This is a genomic window from Acetoanaerobium noterae (assembly GCF_900168025.1).
In the GTDB taxonomy this organism is placed as follows: domain Bacteria; phylum Bacillota; class Clostridia; order Peptostreptococcales; family Filifactoraceae; genus Acetoanaerobium; species Acetoanaerobium noterae.
Window position 1 is genome coordinate 385,684 of the sequence record NZ_FUYN01000001.1, and the last position, 15,386, is coordinate 401,069.

Annotated in this window: 16 protein-coding genes; 1 reads left to right on the plus strand and 15 read right to left on the minus strand. The window is 33.7% G+C overall.

All coding sequences use genetic code 11. The features are described 5' to 3' along the window. Position 1: 1 nt before the first annotated feature. The 5 genes from coaD to B5X47_RS01950 form a co-directional block, all read right to left on the minus strand. Entirely contained in the window at positions 2–490 is a 489-nt protein-coding gene (gene coaD, locus B5X47_RS01930) for a pantetheine-phosphate adenylyltransferase (protein ID WP_079588536.1), read from the minus strand. After that, on the minus strand, positions 483–1,049 hold the full coding sequence (gene rsmD / locus B5X47_RS01935) for a 16S rRNA (guanine(966)-N(2))-methyltransferase RsmD (RefSeq protein WP_079588537.1): 567 nt from the start codon (positions 1,047–1,049) through the stop codon (positions 483–485). Before rsmD ends, coaD begins: the two co-directional genes overlap by 8 nt. Positions 1,050–1,061: 12 nt before the next feature. Further along, positions 1,062–3,119 carry an ATP-dependent DNA helicase RecG gene (recG, locus tag B5X47_RS01940; protein ID WP_079588538.1) on the minus strand — a complete coding sequence of 686 codons (2,058 nt, stop codon included), beginning with the start codon at positions 3,117–3,119 and terminating at the stop codon, positions 1,062–1,064. A 97-nt stretch (positions 3,120–3,216) separates the two neighbouring features. Further along, positions 3,217–4,860: a DAK2 domain-containing protein gene (locus tag B5X47_RS01945; protein WP_079588539.1), complete on the minus strand. Its 1,644-nt coding sequence runs from the start codon at positions 4,858–4,860 to the stop codon at positions 3,217–3,219. A gap of 19 nt (positions 4,861–4,879) precedes the next feature. After that, a complete protein-coding gene (locus B5X47_RS01950) occupies positions 4,880–5,236 on the minus strand; it encodes an Asp23/Gls24 family envelope stress response protein (RefSeq protein WP_079588540.1) in 357 nt (118 codons plus the stop codon). Between the two features lie 206 nt (positions 5,237–5,442). On the opposite strand from B5X47_RS01950, the gene rpmB reads away from it, so the two are divergent. Further along, the gene (rpmB, locus tag B5X47_RS01955) at positions 5,443–5,634 is read left to right on the plus strand and encodes a 50S ribosomal protein L28 (RefSeq protein ID WP_013362057.1); all 192 of its coding nucleotides are present in this window, start codon (positions 5,443–5,445) and stop codon (positions 5,632–5,634) included. 180 nt (positions 5,635–5,814) lie between these two features. Here the strand turns inward: rpmB and B5X47_RS01960 are convergent, their stop codons facing one another. From B5X47_RS01960 to fmt, 10 genes are all read right to left on the minus strand, one after another. Next, on the minus strand, positions 5,815–6,462 hold the full coding sequence (locus B5X47_RS01960) for a thiamine diphosphokinase (protein WP_079588541.1): 648 nt from the start codon (positions 6,460–6,462) through the stop codon (positions 5,815–5,817). 3 nt (positions 6,463–6,465) lie between these two features. Next, positions 6,466–7,122 carry a ribulose-phosphate 3-epimerase gene (gene rpe / locus B5X47_RS01965; protein WP_079588542.1) on the minus strand — a complete coding sequence of 219 codons (657 nt, stop codon included), beginning with the start codon at positions 7,120–7,122 and terminating at the stop codon, positions 6,466–6,468. Between the two features lie 5 nt (positions 7,123–7,127). Continuing rightward, positions 7,128–8,021, minus strand: coding sequence for a ribosome small subunit-dependent GTPase A (gene rsgA, locus B5X47_RS01970; protein WP_079588543.1), 894 nt, complete (start codon positions 8,019–8,021; stop codon positions 7,128–7,130). A gap of 21 nt (positions 8,022–8,042) precedes the next feature. Then, positions 8,043–10,028, minus strand: coding sequence for a Stk1 family PASTA domain-containing Ser/Thr kinase (pknB, locus tag B5X47_RS01975; RefSeq protein WP_242950984.1), 1,986 nt, complete (start codon positions 10,026–10,028; stop codon positions 8,043–8,045). Between the two features lie 4 nt (positions 10,029–10,032). Continuing rightward, a complete protein-coding gene (locus B5X47_RS01980; protein WP_079588544.1) occupies positions 10,033–10,776 on the minus strand; it encodes a Stp1/IreP family PP2C-type Ser/Thr phosphatase in 744 nt (247 codons plus the stop codon). Between the two features lie 15 nt (positions 10,777–10,791). Further along, positions 10,792–11,817, minus strand: a complete 1,026-nt coding sequence (rlmN, locus tag B5X47_RS01985) for a dual-specificity RNA methyltransferase RlmN (RefSeq protein ID WP_079588545.1) — start codon at positions 11,815–11,817, stop codon at positions 10,792–10,794. A 53-nt stretch (positions 11,818–11,870) separates the two neighbouring features. Beyond that, positions 11,871–13,175: a 16S rRNA (cytosine(967)-C(5))-methyltransferase RsmB gene (gene rsmB / locus B5X47_RS01990; RefSeq protein ID WP_079588546.1), complete on the minus strand. Its 1,305-nt coding sequence runs from the start codon at positions 13,173–13,175 to the stop codon at positions 11,871–11,873. A 75-nt stretch (positions 13,176–13,250) separates the two neighbouring features. After that, complete coding sequence (locus B5X47_RS01995) at positions 13,251–13,940, minus strand: zinc metallopeptidase (RefSeq protein WP_013362065.1); 690 nt, start codon at positions 13,938–13,940, stop codon at positions 13,251–13,253. Position 13,941: 1 nt separating this feature from the next. Further along, positions 13,942–14,457 carry a DUF116 domain-containing protein gene (locus tag B5X47_RS02000; RefSeq protein WP_143215737.1) on the minus strand — a complete coding sequence of 172 codons (516 nt, stop codon included), beginning with the start codon at positions 14,455–14,457 and terminating at the stop codon, positions 13,942–13,944. Further along, on the minus strand, positions 14,450–15,385 hold the full coding sequence (fmt, locus tag B5X47_RS02005; RefSeq protein WP_079588857.1) for a methionyl-tRNA formyltransferase: 936 nt from the start codon (positions 15,383–15,385) through the stop codon (positions 14,450–14,452). The genes B5X47_RS02000 and fmt overlap by 8 nt, the downstream gene beginning before the upstream one ends. Position 15,386 lies beyond the last annotated feature (1 nt).

Sequence of the window (15,386 nt, forward strand, 5' to 3'; positions counted from 1 at the left end):
TTTACTCCCCCCTACTCAACTTTTGCTTCATCTTCATTATAGCATAATCTGGTATAAGTCCATCAATTTTTCCGCCAAATTTCGCAACTTCCTTTACTAGACTTGAGCTTAAATATGAATATTGCTCACTAGTAGTAAAAAAGACTGTTTCAGTTTCATCATATAGTTGTCTATTCATCTGAGCCATTTGTAGCTCAAATTCAAAATCTGAAATAGCTCTTAAGCCCCTTACTATTGCTGATAATTGCTTTTCTTTGCAATAATCCACAAGTAACCCTGAAAAACTATCAAAGCTTACATTATCTAGATTATCTATACTGTGTTTTAATATATCTAGTCTCTCATCAAGAGTGAACATACTTTTTTTACTGTCATTTACTAAAACAGCAACTATCAGATGATCGAAAACCTTTGACGCTCTTTTTATAACGTCAATATGCCCATTTGTTATAGGGTCAAAACTCCCTGGATATACTGCTATTTTAGCCATTATGTTCAGTCCTCTCGTAAAACGATAATTTGGTTATTGAATATTTTTTTTCTCTAGTTTTATTTAGCTTTCCTATCTCTTCAGATATAGAGTCATCAATATCTGTTTCTGCAATTAAAAGCCCTCCACTGTTTAATAAATCGAGCTGAGATATTTTCTCAATTATTTTATCTATATCTAGAAATCCGTAAGGCGGATCCATAAAAATATAGTCAAATTTTATTCCTTTGTTTGCAAGCGAATTTAATGCCTCAAATGCGTCTGCTTTTAGTATTTTATATTTTGTAGAATCAAATTTACAAGACTCTATATTTTTTTGTGTGAGTTCAATAGAGCTAGAATCTCTATCTACAAAATAAACTTTATCTGCATCTCTAGAGATTGCTTCTATCCCCATGGCTCCACTTCCACAAAATAAATCTAAAAAGCTACAATCTCTAATTTCGAAACCGATAATATTAAACAGTGATTCCTTTACTCTATCTAGAGTAGGTCTTATCTTATCCGTTTGAGGAGATAGTAACTTCTTTCCTCTTGCCTTTCCAGCTATAACTCTCATATGTTCACTCCATTAACCCATCAATTTATTAAATCGTTTATCTAATTCTATTTTTATAGCCTTGTTTTCTTCATTTTTCAATTCTGGATCTTCGTTCATTACCTCATCTACAAAAGCCTTGGCAAGATTAAGTATGGAAATATGCTTCGAAATATCTGCTAGCTTAAAATTGTCTAGTCCATGCTGTCTTGTTCCAAAATATTCTCCAGGTCCTCTGAGCTCCAAATCCTTTTGTGATATTTCAAAACCATCATTGCTATTTTGCATAATTTTCATTCTCTGCTCTATATATTTATTCTTACCCTCATATAGTAGTACACAGTACGATTGATATTCTCCTCTTCCAACTCTACCTCTTAGCTGATGCAACTGTGACAATCCAAACCTCTGAGCATCTTGAATTATCATAACAGATGAGTTTGGCACATTCACTCCGACTTCTATAACTGTTGTCGATATGAGTACATCTATTCTTCCACTTGAAAACGCATCCATTATTTCCTGTTTTTCTTGAGCTTTCATCTTCCCGTGCAAAAGTGCTAGCTTATATCCTTTAAATACCGATTCTGATAGCGTCTCAAACAATTCATTTGCTGCTTGAATATCCAAATTTTCACTTTCTTCTATTAGTGGACACACTATATATATCTGTCGTCCTAGAGCTATCTCTTGTTTTGCAAAATCATAAACCTTATTTGCCTCTTGCTTCTTTGATGCAAAGGTTTTAATAGGCTTTCTTCCTGATGGCATCTGGTCAATTACAGAAATGTCTAAATCACCATGCAAAATAAAAGCTAAGGTTCTTGGAATAGGGGTTGCTGTCATTACTAACATATCTACTGTAAGATGATTTTTAAGTAGCAATTTGCTCCTTTGCCTCACTCCAAATCTATGCTGTTCATCTGTTATTACTAGGCTCAGGTTGTTAAACTTAACCTTATCTTCTATTAGAGCATGAGTTCCAATTACAATATCACAGCTTCCATTTAAAAGCTCTTCATAAACTATTCTTTTATTTTTTGCTGTTGTACTTCCAGTTAGCAGTCTAATTTCTGCATTAGTATTTTTAAATATATCTAAAAAATTATTGTAATGCTGCTTCGCTAATATTTCAGTCGGAGCCATAAGAGCACATTGATATCCATTTATGTAAGCATAATATGCCGCAATCATAGCAATTACAGTTTTTCCAGAGCCTACATCTCCTTGTACCAGTCTTTGCATGGGTTTATGGGATGCCATATCGCGAGTTATTTCTTGCATTACTTTTGACTGAGCTTTTGTAAGCTCAAATGGCAATTCTTCTACAAATGCTTCTATTTTAGATTTGGTTTCTTCTGAGCTTTCATGCTTTATTCCTGGTTCTTTAACCAACCCATGCTTAATGCTAGATAAGCCAATATTGAGCAAAAAAAACTCATCAAAAACCAGCCTGAATTTTGCAACCTTTATGAGTAGGGGATCCTTTGGAAAATGAATATTTTTTATTGCATCGTCTAGCTCACATAACCTCAATTGTTGCCTATATTTAGAATTAAGATACTCTAGCTCTTTTATATTTAAGCTTTGCAATACCCACTTTATCGACTTTATTATTTCATCATTAAATAAACCTCTTGTCAATGGATATACTGGATATATTATTCCAGTTTTTTTGCTGTAATTGTCAAAATCTATTTCAGGAGCACTGAGATTGCATATCCCATTTATCCTTTTAGCCGTACCATAAGCTTTTATAGTCCTTCCTATAGTCAGCTGACTTTGTATATAAGGATTGTTAAAAACAGTCAAAAAAGCCTTTTGGGTATTGTCATAAATACATATTCTTAAAATAACCATATTTTTTTTGGGCTTCTTTAAATCTACTGATATAATCTTTCCCTCAATACAAACTTTCTCTTCAAAATGTACATCCGCAATCTTTTTAAAATGTCTTCTATCTTCATACCTCATGGGATAGTGCATTAACAAATCTTTTATGGTTTTAATTCCCAGATTGTTGTAAACAGTTTTTTTCTTTGGCCCTATCCCTGGAATTATATCTATTTCCAAATCTAGTCTTGATTTCATAAGCATCCTCTTTTTCTATAAAAAATAGTATAGATACTCGATTTAAAGACAAAAGGAAACCGTGAGGTTCCCTTTTTATTGTTATCTATAAAATAATCTATTCCACAGAAATAATATAATAATATAAAGGCTGTCCCCCATGATATAGTTCAATATCTAAATCTGGGTAAGCTTCCTCTAATTCCTCTATAAGACTCTCAGCTTCATCTTCATTGATATCTTCACCATAAAACAAGCTAATTATTTCGCTATCCTCATCTACAAGATTTTCTATAAGCATTTTTGTAACGGCGCTTACTTCTTTGCCTGCAGATACAATCTTCTTTTCACCTATGCCTATTATATCGTCCTTTGATATCTCAAGCCCATCTGCGCTTGTATCTCTAACAGCAAAGGTTACCTGACCGCTTTTTACATAGCCAATAGACTCAGTCATTGAGCTTAAATTATCTTCAAAGCTAGATTGTAAGCTCATATTCATAAGCGCTTGAAAACCTTGAGGTATTGTTTTGGTAGGAATAACTTTTATATTTTTAGTGCTAATTTCACTAGCCTGTGTAGCAGCCATTATAATATTACTGTTATTCGGTAAAATAAAGATATCATTTGCCTCAATTTTATCTATTGCTTCTAAGAAATCTTTTGTGCTAGGATTCATAGTCTGACCACCTTCTATAATATGGTCTACTCCAAAATCCTTCATTATCTTACTAAGTCCATCTCCCATAGCAACAGATATTATACCAAAGCCCTTGTTAATTTCTGCTCTGCTTGACTCTAATACAACCTCAGCTTTAGCATCCTTGTTTTGCTCTATTCTAACTTCATGCTGAAGCCTCATATTTTCAATTTTAATTCTATCTAAATCTCCATAATTTATAGCTTTTTCCATAACCTCACCTGGATTATTAGTGTGGATATGAATTTTAATTAATCCATCATCCCCAACTACAATCAGCGAGTCTCCATAGCTTTCAATCTCTTTTTTAAAGTCTTCAGGTATTATTTTAGTGGTTTTTACCATAAATTCAGTACAGTATCCAAATTCAAGTTCACCTTCAAATATATGGATATCTTCTTCTTCAAACAATGCTGGTGCTAGCTTTTCAGACTTATCCTTTTTTACAGGCTCACCTATGAAACCACGATACAAGCCCTCAAAAAATACAACAAAGCCTTTTCCTCCCGAGTCAACAACATTAGCATCCTTAAGAGCTTTTAGAAGCTCTGGCGTATGATTAAGTGAATTATTTGATGCCTCTAATAATTCCTCTAGAAAGAATTTCATATCCTTATGATTTTTATATATTTTCAAGGCTTCTTCTGCTGTTTGTCTAACTACAGTTAAAATAGTTCCTTCTACAGGCTTAATTACGGCTTTATATGCCACTTCTCTCGCAGAATCAAGTGCTAGTGCTATATCTTCAATAGTAAGCTCTTCTTTATTTTCTATAGATTTTGCGAATCCTCTTAAAAGCTGAGATAATATTACACCTGAGTTTCCTCTAGCTCCCATTAACGAGCCTTTGGTTATTGCTTTTCCAATTTCTGTAATCGTATTTATATTAGAGCTTTCAAGCTCTGATACAGCTGATTCAATTGTAAGTGACATGTTTGTACCAGTATCGCCATCTGGTACAGGAAATACGTTTAATTTATCTATCAGTGCTTTTTCATTTACAAGGTTATTTGCTCCTGATAAAATCATTTCTTTTAATAAAACTGCATCTATTTTGCTCATGTGATATAAGAACCTCCTGTTACTTTTGAACTCTTACGCCCTGGACATTGATATCGATTTTACTTACCTTAAGTCCAGTTTGATTTTCTACATAATATTTAACTCTATCGATTATATTGTCTGCAACTACTGATATCTTAGTTCCATATTGAATAATGACAAAGAGCTCAATACTAACAGTTTCCTCTGCAATGTCAACCTGTACTCCCTTACTTCCATTTGGACCTTGGAGAAGCTCTACAATTCCTGTAGATTTGTTTTTTGATGCCATTCCAACAAGACCATAACATTCCATTGCCGCTTGACTTGCTATTTTAGCAACTACTTCTTTATCTATATATACATTTCCTTTTTCATTTGCTAAGATACCTGCCATTGATATACCTCCTTGTTCGCTGTGATATTATTTTATTTAGAATTTATTTATACCCTATTTTATTAAATTATCTCTTTTCAAAGTATATATGATATCAAGATTTTGTTCAAGTAAATTTAACCTTAGTATTGCTTTTTGTAGGCTCTGTATGGTATCATAATATTTGTTTTCTATTAATCATTCTGTTAAATAAGGAGGTTTTTGAAATGGCAAGAGTTTGCGAGGTATGCGGAAAAGGCAAAGTAAGCGGCAATAATGTCAGCCATTCAAATCGTCATACAAAAAGAACTTGGTCTCCAAATCTGCGTAACGTTAAGGCAGTAGTTGAGGGAACTCCAAAGACAATAAAAGTATGTACAAGATGCTTACGTTCTGGAAAAGTACAAAGAGCTGTATAACAACCAATGTACTTAAAAAAAGACTTGAATCTTTCTAATTAATTTAATTAAGAAGATTTCAAGTCTTTTTTATTGCAGATTTATATTAAGCTATCTAAATAATCATTCTAATTGAACACCAATTTTTTAAATACATAAAATCATTGTTAATTAATTATAGGAATCTTAATTCATGCTAAATTATAATTCTGGGTTAGTTAAGATAGCAATAAGCTTCCCTATCTCTAGCTCTATTTCAGCTTCATCCTCAGATACTATGTTCGATATGCATCTAGTAGAGCCTAGCTCTAAATTATAATTATCAAGTGGATAAGCAAATCCTTTAAGAGTAATTCCATAAGCATTGTCCCCTAAAGTTATAAAGGATATGGTTCTACCCTTCTCATTTAAAATATTAGTTTTTCCTTTAGTAATGAGCCATGCCTTATTATTTTCATCTACAAGCTCTAGCTTAAGCCCTAGTTGCTGAGCATAATATAGCATAAAAATATTACCTAACATGTGGTCTAATCTCTCACCTAGAAAACCCAGCATAGTAATATTTGAATAGCCCATGTCTTTTGCTAAATCTATTGCAAGCTCTGTATCTGTTTTATCTTTTTTCGCTGGAAATTTAATAAACACTGTTTTTTGAGTTTTATAATACTCTTCAACTTCACTCTTAATTGAATCTAAATCCCCTACAATATAGTCTGGTACAATTCCCAATTCAAAGAGTCTGTTTGAAGCTCCATCAGCTGATATCAAAAGCTCATGCGAAGAAGCTGTTGCTTTATAAAACTCAGAAGTTTTCATATTTCCATTTACAAATATACAGCATTTTTTCATAATCTATACCACTGAATTTTCTCTAAACAATTTAACAGTTTGCTTTATGTCATTGCTGCCAAATATAGCAGATCCAGCAACTATTATATTTGCTCCTGCACTTACTACTTTCTTTACATTTTCAGGAGTAATTCCTCCATCAACCTGGATATCTATATTCACGTTTTCTCTAAGACATAGTGATTTAAGCTCTTTTATTTTAGGTATCATAGATTCAATGAATTTTTGTCCCCCAAAACCAGGATTTACTGTCATAATAAGAACCATGTCTATGTCATGAATTATATGCTTTATAGTTTCAATAGGCGTAGCAGGATTAAGTGCAACACCTGCTTTTTTCCCTAATGCTTTAATCGATTGTATGGTTCTGTGAAGATGAGTGCAAGCTTCTTGATGTACTACAATAAGATCAGCCCCAGCATCAGCAAAAGCCTCTATATATTTATCTGGATTTTCAATCATAAGATGCACATCAAAAACCATATCAATTTTGCCTTTAAGGGCACTTATAACTGGTGGTCCAATTGTAATGTTAGGGACAAAATGTCCATCCATTACATCTATGTGTAAATATTCGCATCCAGCATCCTCAACAACCTTGATGTCACTTAAAAGGTTCGAAAAATCTGCTGATAGAATCGATGGTGCTAATTTAATCATTGTATTTAATACCTCCGTTTTTTATCACTTCTAATTTCCTTTAATAGCTGCAAGTAGCTTTCATATCGCTGGTTTGGTATTTCTTTATCTAAAACAGCTTGCTTTACCTTGCATCCTGGCTCATTTTCATGTATACATTTAAATCCAAATTTACACTCATGGTCATATTCATGAAATTCTACAAAATATTCTTTTAGCTCAACCTCGTCAATCAAGTCCAAGTTCAATGAGCTAAACCCTGGAGTGTCAGCAACTAGTGCATTCTCCTCTAGTTCAATGAGCTGAGCATACCTTGTCGTATGTCTACCCCTTTGGAGTTTCTCACTTATCTGAGATGTTTTTAAGTTTAGCTTTGGATCGATTTTATTTAAGAGACTCGATTTACCTACACCTGAAGGGCCAGCTATTACTGTTATATTATCTTTAAACTCATCTTTTATCTTTTGAAAATCTAAATCATGCTTTACACTTGCAGAAATGACCTTATAACCTGCTCTTTCATAGATTTTTACATAATCCTCATATTTTCCTTCGGTATCTAAATCTACTTTATTAAAGCAAATAGTAATATCAAGTCTTTCTCTTTCTGCAAGTACTATGAATCTGTCTATTAGTGAAAGATTTGGCTCAGGGCTTTTTACAGCAAAAATCAATAGAGCCTTCGTTACATTGGCAATAGGAGGTCTGAACAAATAGCTCGACCTCTCTTTTACACTTTCAATCATGCCTTTCTTTGTCACAGGGTCTACTACTGTCATTTCTACCACATCTCCTATGACTGGGCTTATGCTATCTTTTCTAAATATACCTCTCGCTCTACATTCATATACTTCATTATCTTCGTAGTTTTTAACATAATAAAAACTCGATAGACCTTTTATAATTCTTCCTGTTTCCATCCTCCACATCTACCTCACTTTTTAAAAAGCTACTTGTTGTGTTGTATAATATTGACCATCTATATATATTTCATAGTCTTTAGTTTCGCCATTTTTACCTATTATATCCACTATTAATATTCCATTTAAATCAGCTGGTCTAATTGTTTGGTTATATACTACAGCTCCTGTCGACAAATCCTTTATCTGAAGTGCAACTGTTTCTTTTTCAGGAAGCATGATAGCCATGCTAGTTTTAATTGTTTGAGGCTGTTCTTCTTTTTCTAGTCTATTTATTACTAGATTAATTTCACTGCCTTTTTTTGCTTCAGTATCTGCCTTTGGAATTTGAGATAATACTACTCCATCCTTTTTAGATTTATCTTCGTTATAGCTTAGTTCTCCCACTTTAAAATTGCCTATATTGGCTTTTGCATCCTCTAAGGATTTGCCAACAAGAGATGGCACCATTTCAAGTATTTCTTCTGGTCCTCTGCTAACTTTCAGCTTAATAATACTTCTTTCCTCTACGCTTTCTCCAGCGGCTGGCGATTGTGAAAGGATAATATCCTCTTCCTGATCAGTAAATTCATACTCTACAGCCTCCTGCAGATTTTTTGACTCAAGTAATTCTAGAGCCTCTGTAAGCTTCATCCCTTCAACACTAGGTACGCTTACAGTTTCTGCTAATGCTTTAGAGATAACAACCTTTATGGTCTCTCCTTCGTTTACTTTTACTCCCTCAGTTGGTTCTTGTTTAGAAATAGTTCCCTCTGCGTATTTGCTATTTGGTTCCTCAGATATCATTTCTACTTTAAGCCCTAGCTTTGTAGCCTCCTCTTCAGCTTCTTCAAGAGTTTTTCCAAGAAGTGAAGGTGTATCTATCTTATTCGATGAGAAAATGCCAAAGACATTCGATGGTAGAAGCTCTCCTCCTGAAAATATAAATACAGTGGCTAAAAACACCAGTGAAGCTACCAAGGCAGCGATTATTGCAAAAATGGACATAGTCTTAGAATGCTTTCGTTTAGGCTTTCTATCCGCTATTTTTGATTTTTTATTTGGTTTCATGTCAATTTCCTCGTCATCATAGTCTTCATCATAATCATCGGAAAAGTCAAGCTCTTGATGCCCAAAAAGTATTCTTTTAGTTTCAAAATCCTCTTCTCTTTCAATAAAATTATTTATAGGCTTCTTTTGCTCTAAGCTAGAAATATCTGCAACTAGCTGCTCGACATTCTTGTATCTTCTATCTACATTACGTTGAGTCATTTTCAAAATAAGATTCTGAGCATCCTGTGATACGTTTGCAAAATCCTCTTCACCTAGCTCTACCTTACTGTGAATATGCTTTAAAGCAACATTTACAGGTGTTTCTCCGCTAAATGGAAGCTTTCCTGTAAGAAGCTCATATAGGACTATTCCAAGTGAATATATATCACTTCTCTCATCCATATATCCCCCTCTTGCCTGCTCTGGAGAAAAATAATGAACTGAGCCCATAACTGCCCCTACGCTAGTAATTGTAGAGCTATTTACAGCCTTTGCAATTCCAAAATCTCCTACTTTAACCATATTGTCTTTAGTTATCATAATATTGTGTGGCTTGATATCTCTGTGGATAATTTTTTTACTATGGGCTTCTGATAAGGCTAAGGCTATCTGCTTTACGATATTAATAGCTCTTTGCTCTTCTAAAGCTCCTTCTTTTTTAATGAGCTCTTTTAAATTTATTCCATCTACATACTCCATTACTATGTAAGATATGCCATTGTCCTGACCTACATCATATACATTTATAATATTCGGATGATTAAGGCTAGCTGCCGCCTGAGCTTCATTTTTGAATTTGTTTACAAATTCTTCATCGGTTGAAAACTCATCCTTTAAAATTTTTACTGCAACTATGCGATTAAGTATCTGGCATCTAGCGGTATAAACATTTGCCATCCCGCCTTCTCCTATTTTTTCCATCAGCTGATATCTATTTCCTAAAACTTTATTATTCACTGTTTCACCATCTTTCACGATATTATAGGATAACACAAACGATTGTTATATTATCTTTTCCACCTTTTTTATTAGCTAATTCCACAAGACTGTCACAACAATTTTGTGGATTGATGCAGGTTCTTAATATATTTTGAATCTCAGAATCATCTACCATATTGGTTAGTCCATCACTGCATAGGATAACCACATCTTTTTTTTGAAGCTCTTTCTGATAAAAATCTACTCTTACACTTTTGTCGGTCCCTACAGCTCTAGTGATTACATTTTTTTGAGGATGAGTTCTTGCATCTTCAGGCTTTATAACTCCTTGCTTAACCAGCTCCTGTACATATGAATTGTCAACAGTGAGCTGATGCAAGGTATCCTCTCTAAACACATAAGCCCTACTATCTCCAACATTAGCTACAATTAAGTTATTTGAATTTATAATAGCTGCTATTAGGGTAGTTCCCATACCAGCAAATTGTTCTTCTTTATTGGCCTTTTCATAAACGAGCTTGTTTGTTTCATAAAAAGCTCTTGATAGCATTATTTTTAAATCTCCTACGCCCTCGGCATTATCTTCTAAATGTCTAAAAACATAGGTTCTTAATTTATCAATAGCCATTTTACTGGCTACTTCCCCCTTGTTATGGCCACCCATTCCATCAGCCACAGCAAAAAAACCAGTCTCCTCACCTTGGATTATAAGAGTTTCTGCATGACAATAATCTTCGTTAGTAGGTCTTTTCATTCCACAGTCAGTTATAAAAGAAAAATCCAAGTTTATCACCCTTTTCTAATCAACAATGCTTCGTCTTAGCTGGCCACACGCTCCATTTATATCTTTTCCCATCTCTCTTCTGACAGTTGCTTCTATGTGATTGCTTTTCAAAACACTAAGAAAAGCATTTATTGCAGCTTTGTCTGGCCTTTTGTATGTACGCTCTTCAACTGTATTTACTGGTATTAAATTTACATGGCACAGCATGCCTTTTAGTAGCTTCGATAATCTGTTTGCATCTTCGGTTGAGTCATTTACACCTTTTATAAGTGCATATTCAAAGGTAACTCGCCTTTTTGTAGTATTTGCATAATCTTTTGCTGCCTTAATAACCGAATCAATAGGATAGGCATTTTCTACAGGCATAATGTTTTTTCTTTTTTCATGAGTGGTTTCATGAAGTGATATGGCTAAGTTTATTGGATATCCTAATTTTGCAAGTTCATTAATCTTAGGCACTACCCCACAAGTAGATATAGTTATATGTCTATATCCTATATTTAAAGAATCCTCTTGGTGAACTATATCTAAAAACTTAATAAGGTTATCAAAATTATCAAGTGGCTCTCCACTTCCCATCATTACAACATTAGATATACGTTCTTTTACATCATTATGAACAGCAAGAATTTGGCCTATCATCTCTCCTGCAGTAAGGTTTCTAACTAGTCCATCTATAGTTGATGCACAAAAACTGCATCCCATTAAGCATCCCACTTGAGAGGATATGCAAATTGAAAGCCCATGCTTATATCTCATTAGCACTGCTTCTATAATATTTTTATCATCTAGCTGGAGCAAATATTTTCTAGTACCATCAAGTTCTGAAGTAAGCACCTTATATACTGACACCTTAGAAATATATAAGTGCTCGTTTAACTTTTCCTTGAGTACTTTTGAGATATTTCCTATTTCATCAAAAGATGAAATTCCTTGAAATAGCTTCGGGTAAATTTGCTTAGCTCTGAATTTCTGTTCTCCAAGCTTAACAATTTCTTCCTCTAACTCACTAAAGGTTAGAGATAATGCATCTGATTTCATAATTTACCTTTCTGTAACAAATTACCATTATTATATACTAACATATAAACATATTATACTGATTTATTAATATCTTTTTTGAATTTTGCTATAAAAAATCCATCTGTATTGTGAATATGTGGGTAAAGCTCCTTTGGCTCTTCTTCTAAATAAAACTCTTTATTATTTTCTAAAAATTTATCCACTATTTCTATATTTTCTTTCTTCTCAAGCGTACAGGTGCTGTAAACAAGGCTTCCTGTATCCTTAAGATATTTTGAAGCATTTGATAAAATCTGATATTGAATTTCTGGTAGCTGGTTTACATCTTCATAAGACTTATATCTGATTTCTGGCTTTCTTCTTATTATACCAAAGCCGGAGCATGGTGCATCTACTAAAATTTTATCATATCTATTAGTCATCTCTTCATTAAAAACAGTAGCGTCCATAACTCTAGTATTTATAATGTCAATCCCAAGCTCAACTGCTCTTTTTTTAAGCATTTGAATTTTATGCTCAGATATATCCATAGAGTCAAGCTGACCTTTATTTTCCATTAGGTCCGCAATATAGAATGACTTTCCTCCTGGTGCACTGCAGATATCTAAAACAGTATCTCCTGGTAAAGGATTTAAGGCTTTTACAGCAAGCATTGAGGATAAGTCCTGAATAACAAAGCCTCCCTTTACAAACAATGGATTTGAGCCAATATTTTTCATTCCACTAATTTCATACGCGCTATCTATTATATCATTTTTCTTTGAATATATATCTTGCTGTTCAAGATTTTCAAATAGCTCAGCTTCTGTGCTTCTTAATTTATTAAGTCTAATAAACAAACTTGGTTTTTCTAGCATGCTACTTAATAATTGCCTAGTAAATTCTTCTTTGTAGATTTTCAAAAATCTTCTAGCTATATACTCAGAAATTGAAAATTCTATAGATAGAGATTTTGCTTTATCTGAAATCTTGTCTGTGTATTCGGCCTTTCCTTCCTTTACTCTCTTTCTCATTACTGCATTGATAATCCCTGCACTTCTATTATCCACTTTTTTTATAAGCTTTACACTTTCATCTACTGATGCAAAATCAGAAACACTGTCCATAAATTCAAGCTGATAAAAACCCATTTCTAAAACTGTTTTGGCTTGTTTGGATAGCTTACTTGCTCTCATATCAAGAAACTGCTCAATCTGATAATCCAAATAAATCAACCTACTCAAAGTTCCATAAACAAGCTCAGTAACAAATCCCTTTTCTCTGTTATCGATAGTATTTTTATTAAAGGCTTTGTTGATTGAAATATTAGAATAAGCTTTGTTATACTTCACATCGTATATTATATCATATGCTATTTTTCTGGCATTATTGCTCATAATTGCTCCTTTATGAATACAGTTACTCATTTTATAATTATATTATCATATTCAAAACAAAGGACCAGCAAAACGCTAGTCCCTAGAACGCTCTCTTAATAATAGTAATCTAACAAGCTGAGCTACTGCTGTAGCTGTAGCTGCCACATAGGTAAGAGCTGCTGCATCTAAAACCTTTTTACTATGAGGAATCTCTTCTCTAGTTAGTACTCCAACAGACTCTAATTCATCTAGTGCTCTGCTGCTTGCATTAAACTCAACTGGTAAAGTTACAATTTGAAATACTACTGAACCTGTAAATAGTATAATCCCTATATCAATCAATCCAGTAAATGACAAGAATAAACCTGCCAAAATAAACAACCAAGAAAGATTCGATGCAAAGTTTACAACAGGCACTATTGCATTTCTAAAACGAAGTGGAGCATAATCTCTTGCATGCTGGATAGCATGACCTACCTCATGAGCTGCTATAGCAGATGAAGAAATAGAATTACCTCTGTAAACCATATCAGAAAGTCTTAATACCCTAGTTCTTGGATCATAGTGATCTGATAAGGTTCCTCTTATATGCTCAATTCTTACATCAGTAAGACCATTTCTATCTAAAATGGCTCTAGCCGCTTCTGCTCCAGTGTAGCCTTTTTGACTTGCTATCCTAACATATTTTTCGTATGTTGATTTAACTTTGCTTTGTGCATACATAGCTAATATTATAGCTGGAATCAGTACAATCATAGTACTGTCAAAATAAGGATAATACATCCTAATCTCCTCCTAAATAAAACAATATTGCTTCTTCAAGTTTTTTTATATCTACCTTTGTATCTATACAAGGACCGTTTGGTCTATCATTCAAAATGCCTATTACATCCATTTCTCCGACGTCGACTATTCCACTAGTCAAATCTCTTTCACAGGCTACTGCTATTATTCCCTTTGGTCTTATATCCACTATTGCTCGCCTTGCAAGGGTTCCACCTGTAGCTACTACCACATTTACACCGTATTTTTCACAAACAGCAACAATCTCAGCTATATCACATTTTTTACATCTTTTGCAGTTGTATATGTTTGTTGTGATTCTTATGTCACAGCTTTGAAGCTGAAGGCAATGAGGTAACAGCACTAGAATTTCATTTGGCTTTAAATGAAATTGCTTACTTCTTGTTTTTTTATTGCTCATATCTATCATTTTTTTTCTTAGCTGATTTTTATCTATACCTAGCAAATCAACAGTTCCTTCTAAAAGAGGATAAGCTTTTTTCAAAAACTTACTCATAGCCAAGTACCTTTCCTATTTCTAATACATTCCCTTTTAGAAATTCACCTACTGGCATTCTTTTTTTACCACTAATTTGTATTTCTTTTATCCTTACAATATAATCAGCAGATGCTATATCAATGCCCTCGCTCGACACAGCTATTATTGTTCCAGGTTTTTCTTTAGATTGCTTATCTAAAACAACTGGAGCAAAGAGTTTAAGTACTGCACTATCATAAAGCGTGTAGGCTGATGGCCAAGGATCAGTCCCTCTAACCAAATTAGATATTGCTTCTGCTGACCTATCCCAATTTATTTTCCCTAGCTCTTTTGTCATTATAGGTGCATAGTTTGAAATAGAATCATCCTGTTTTTCAGGTGCCAGCTCTGCATTTATTATAGCCTTTAAAGTATCTGCTAAAGTTTTCTTTCCAGCAATTGCAAGCTTATCATGAAGTGTAGAGGCTGTATCCTCAGGTGTAATTTCAACCTCATTTTTTAAAAGCATATCTCCCGTATCTAGGCCTTCTTCCATATACATGGTAGTCACACCTGTTTTTTTCTCTCCATTAATTATAGCAAAATTAATCGGAGCTGCTCCTCTATATTTAGGAAGTAAAGAAGCATGTACATTTATACACCCATATTTAGGAAGCTCTAAAATTTCTTTGGGAAGAATCTGACCAAAAGCAACAACAATTATGAGGTCAGGCTTTACTTGCTTTATCTTTTCAATAGCCTCGCTGTCTTTAATTCGCTCTGGCTGAAACACCTCTATATTATGCTCTAGAGCAACTAATTTTACTGGTGGAGATGAAAGCTTTTTGCCTCTACCTTTTGGTCTATCTGGCTGAGTAACTACTAAAGCTATTTCAAAATCACTTTCATATAATGCTTCAAAGGATGGAATCGCAAATTCAGGTGTTCCCATAAATATAGCTTTCATC

Excerpts from the sequence above, each read along its gene's own strand:
- coaD (WP_079588536.1), bottom strand. The coding sequence starts at position 490 with ATGGCTAAAATAGCAGTATATCCAGGGAGTTTTGACCCTATAACAAAT.
- rsmD (WP_079588537.1), bottom strand. The coding sequence starts at position 1,049 with ATGAGAGTTATAGCTGGAAAGGCAAGAGGAAAGAAGTTACTATCTCCT.
- recG (WP_079588538.1), bottom strand. The coding sequence starts at position 3,119 with ATGAAATCAAGACTAGATTTGGAAATAGATATAATTCCAGGGATAGGG.
- B5X47_RS01945 (WP_079588539.1), bottom strand. The coding sequence starts at position 4,860 with ATGAGCAAAATAGATGCAGTTTTATTAAAAGAAATGATTTTATCAGGA.
- B5X47_RS01950 (WP_079588540.1), bottom strand. The coding sequence starts at position 5,236 with ATGGCAGGTATCTTAGCAAATGAAAAAGGAAATGTATATATAGATAAA.
- rpmB (WP_013362057.1), top strand. The coding sequence starts at position 5,443 with ATGGCAAGAGTTTGCGAGGTATGCGGAAAAGGCAAAGTAAGCGGCAAT.
- B5X47_RS01960 (WP_079588541.1), bottom strand. The coding sequence starts at position 6,462 with ATGAAAAAATGCTGTATATTTGTAAATGGAAATATGAAAACTTCTGAG.
- rpe (WP_079588542.1), bottom strand. The coding sequence starts at position 7,122 with ATGATTAAATTAGCACCATCGATTCTATCAGCAGATTTTTCGAACCTT.
- rsgA (WP_079588543.1), bottom strand. The coding sequence starts at position 8,021 with ATGGAAACAGGAAGAATTATAAAAGGTCTATCGAGTTTTTATTATGTT.
- rlmN (WP_079588545.1), bottom strand. The coding sequence starts at position 11,817 with ATGAAATCAGATGCATTATCTCTAACCTTTAGTGAGTTAGAGGAAGAA.
- rsmB (WP_079588546.1), bottom strand. The coding sequence starts at position 13,175 with ATGAGCAATAATGCCAGAAAAATAGCATATGATATAATATACGATGTG.
- B5X47_RS01995 (WP_013362065.1), bottom strand. The coding sequence starts at position 13,940 with ATGTATTATCCTTATTTTGACAGTACTATGATTGTACTGATTCCAGCT.
- B5X47_RS02000 (WP_143215737.1), bottom strand. The coding sequence starts at position 14,457 with ATGAGTAAGTTTTTGAAAAAAGCTTATCCTCTTTTAGAAGGAACTGTT.
- fmt (WP_079588857.1), bottom strand. The coding sequence starts at position 15,385 with ATGAAAGCTATATTTATGGGAACACCTGAATTTGCGATTCCATCCTTT.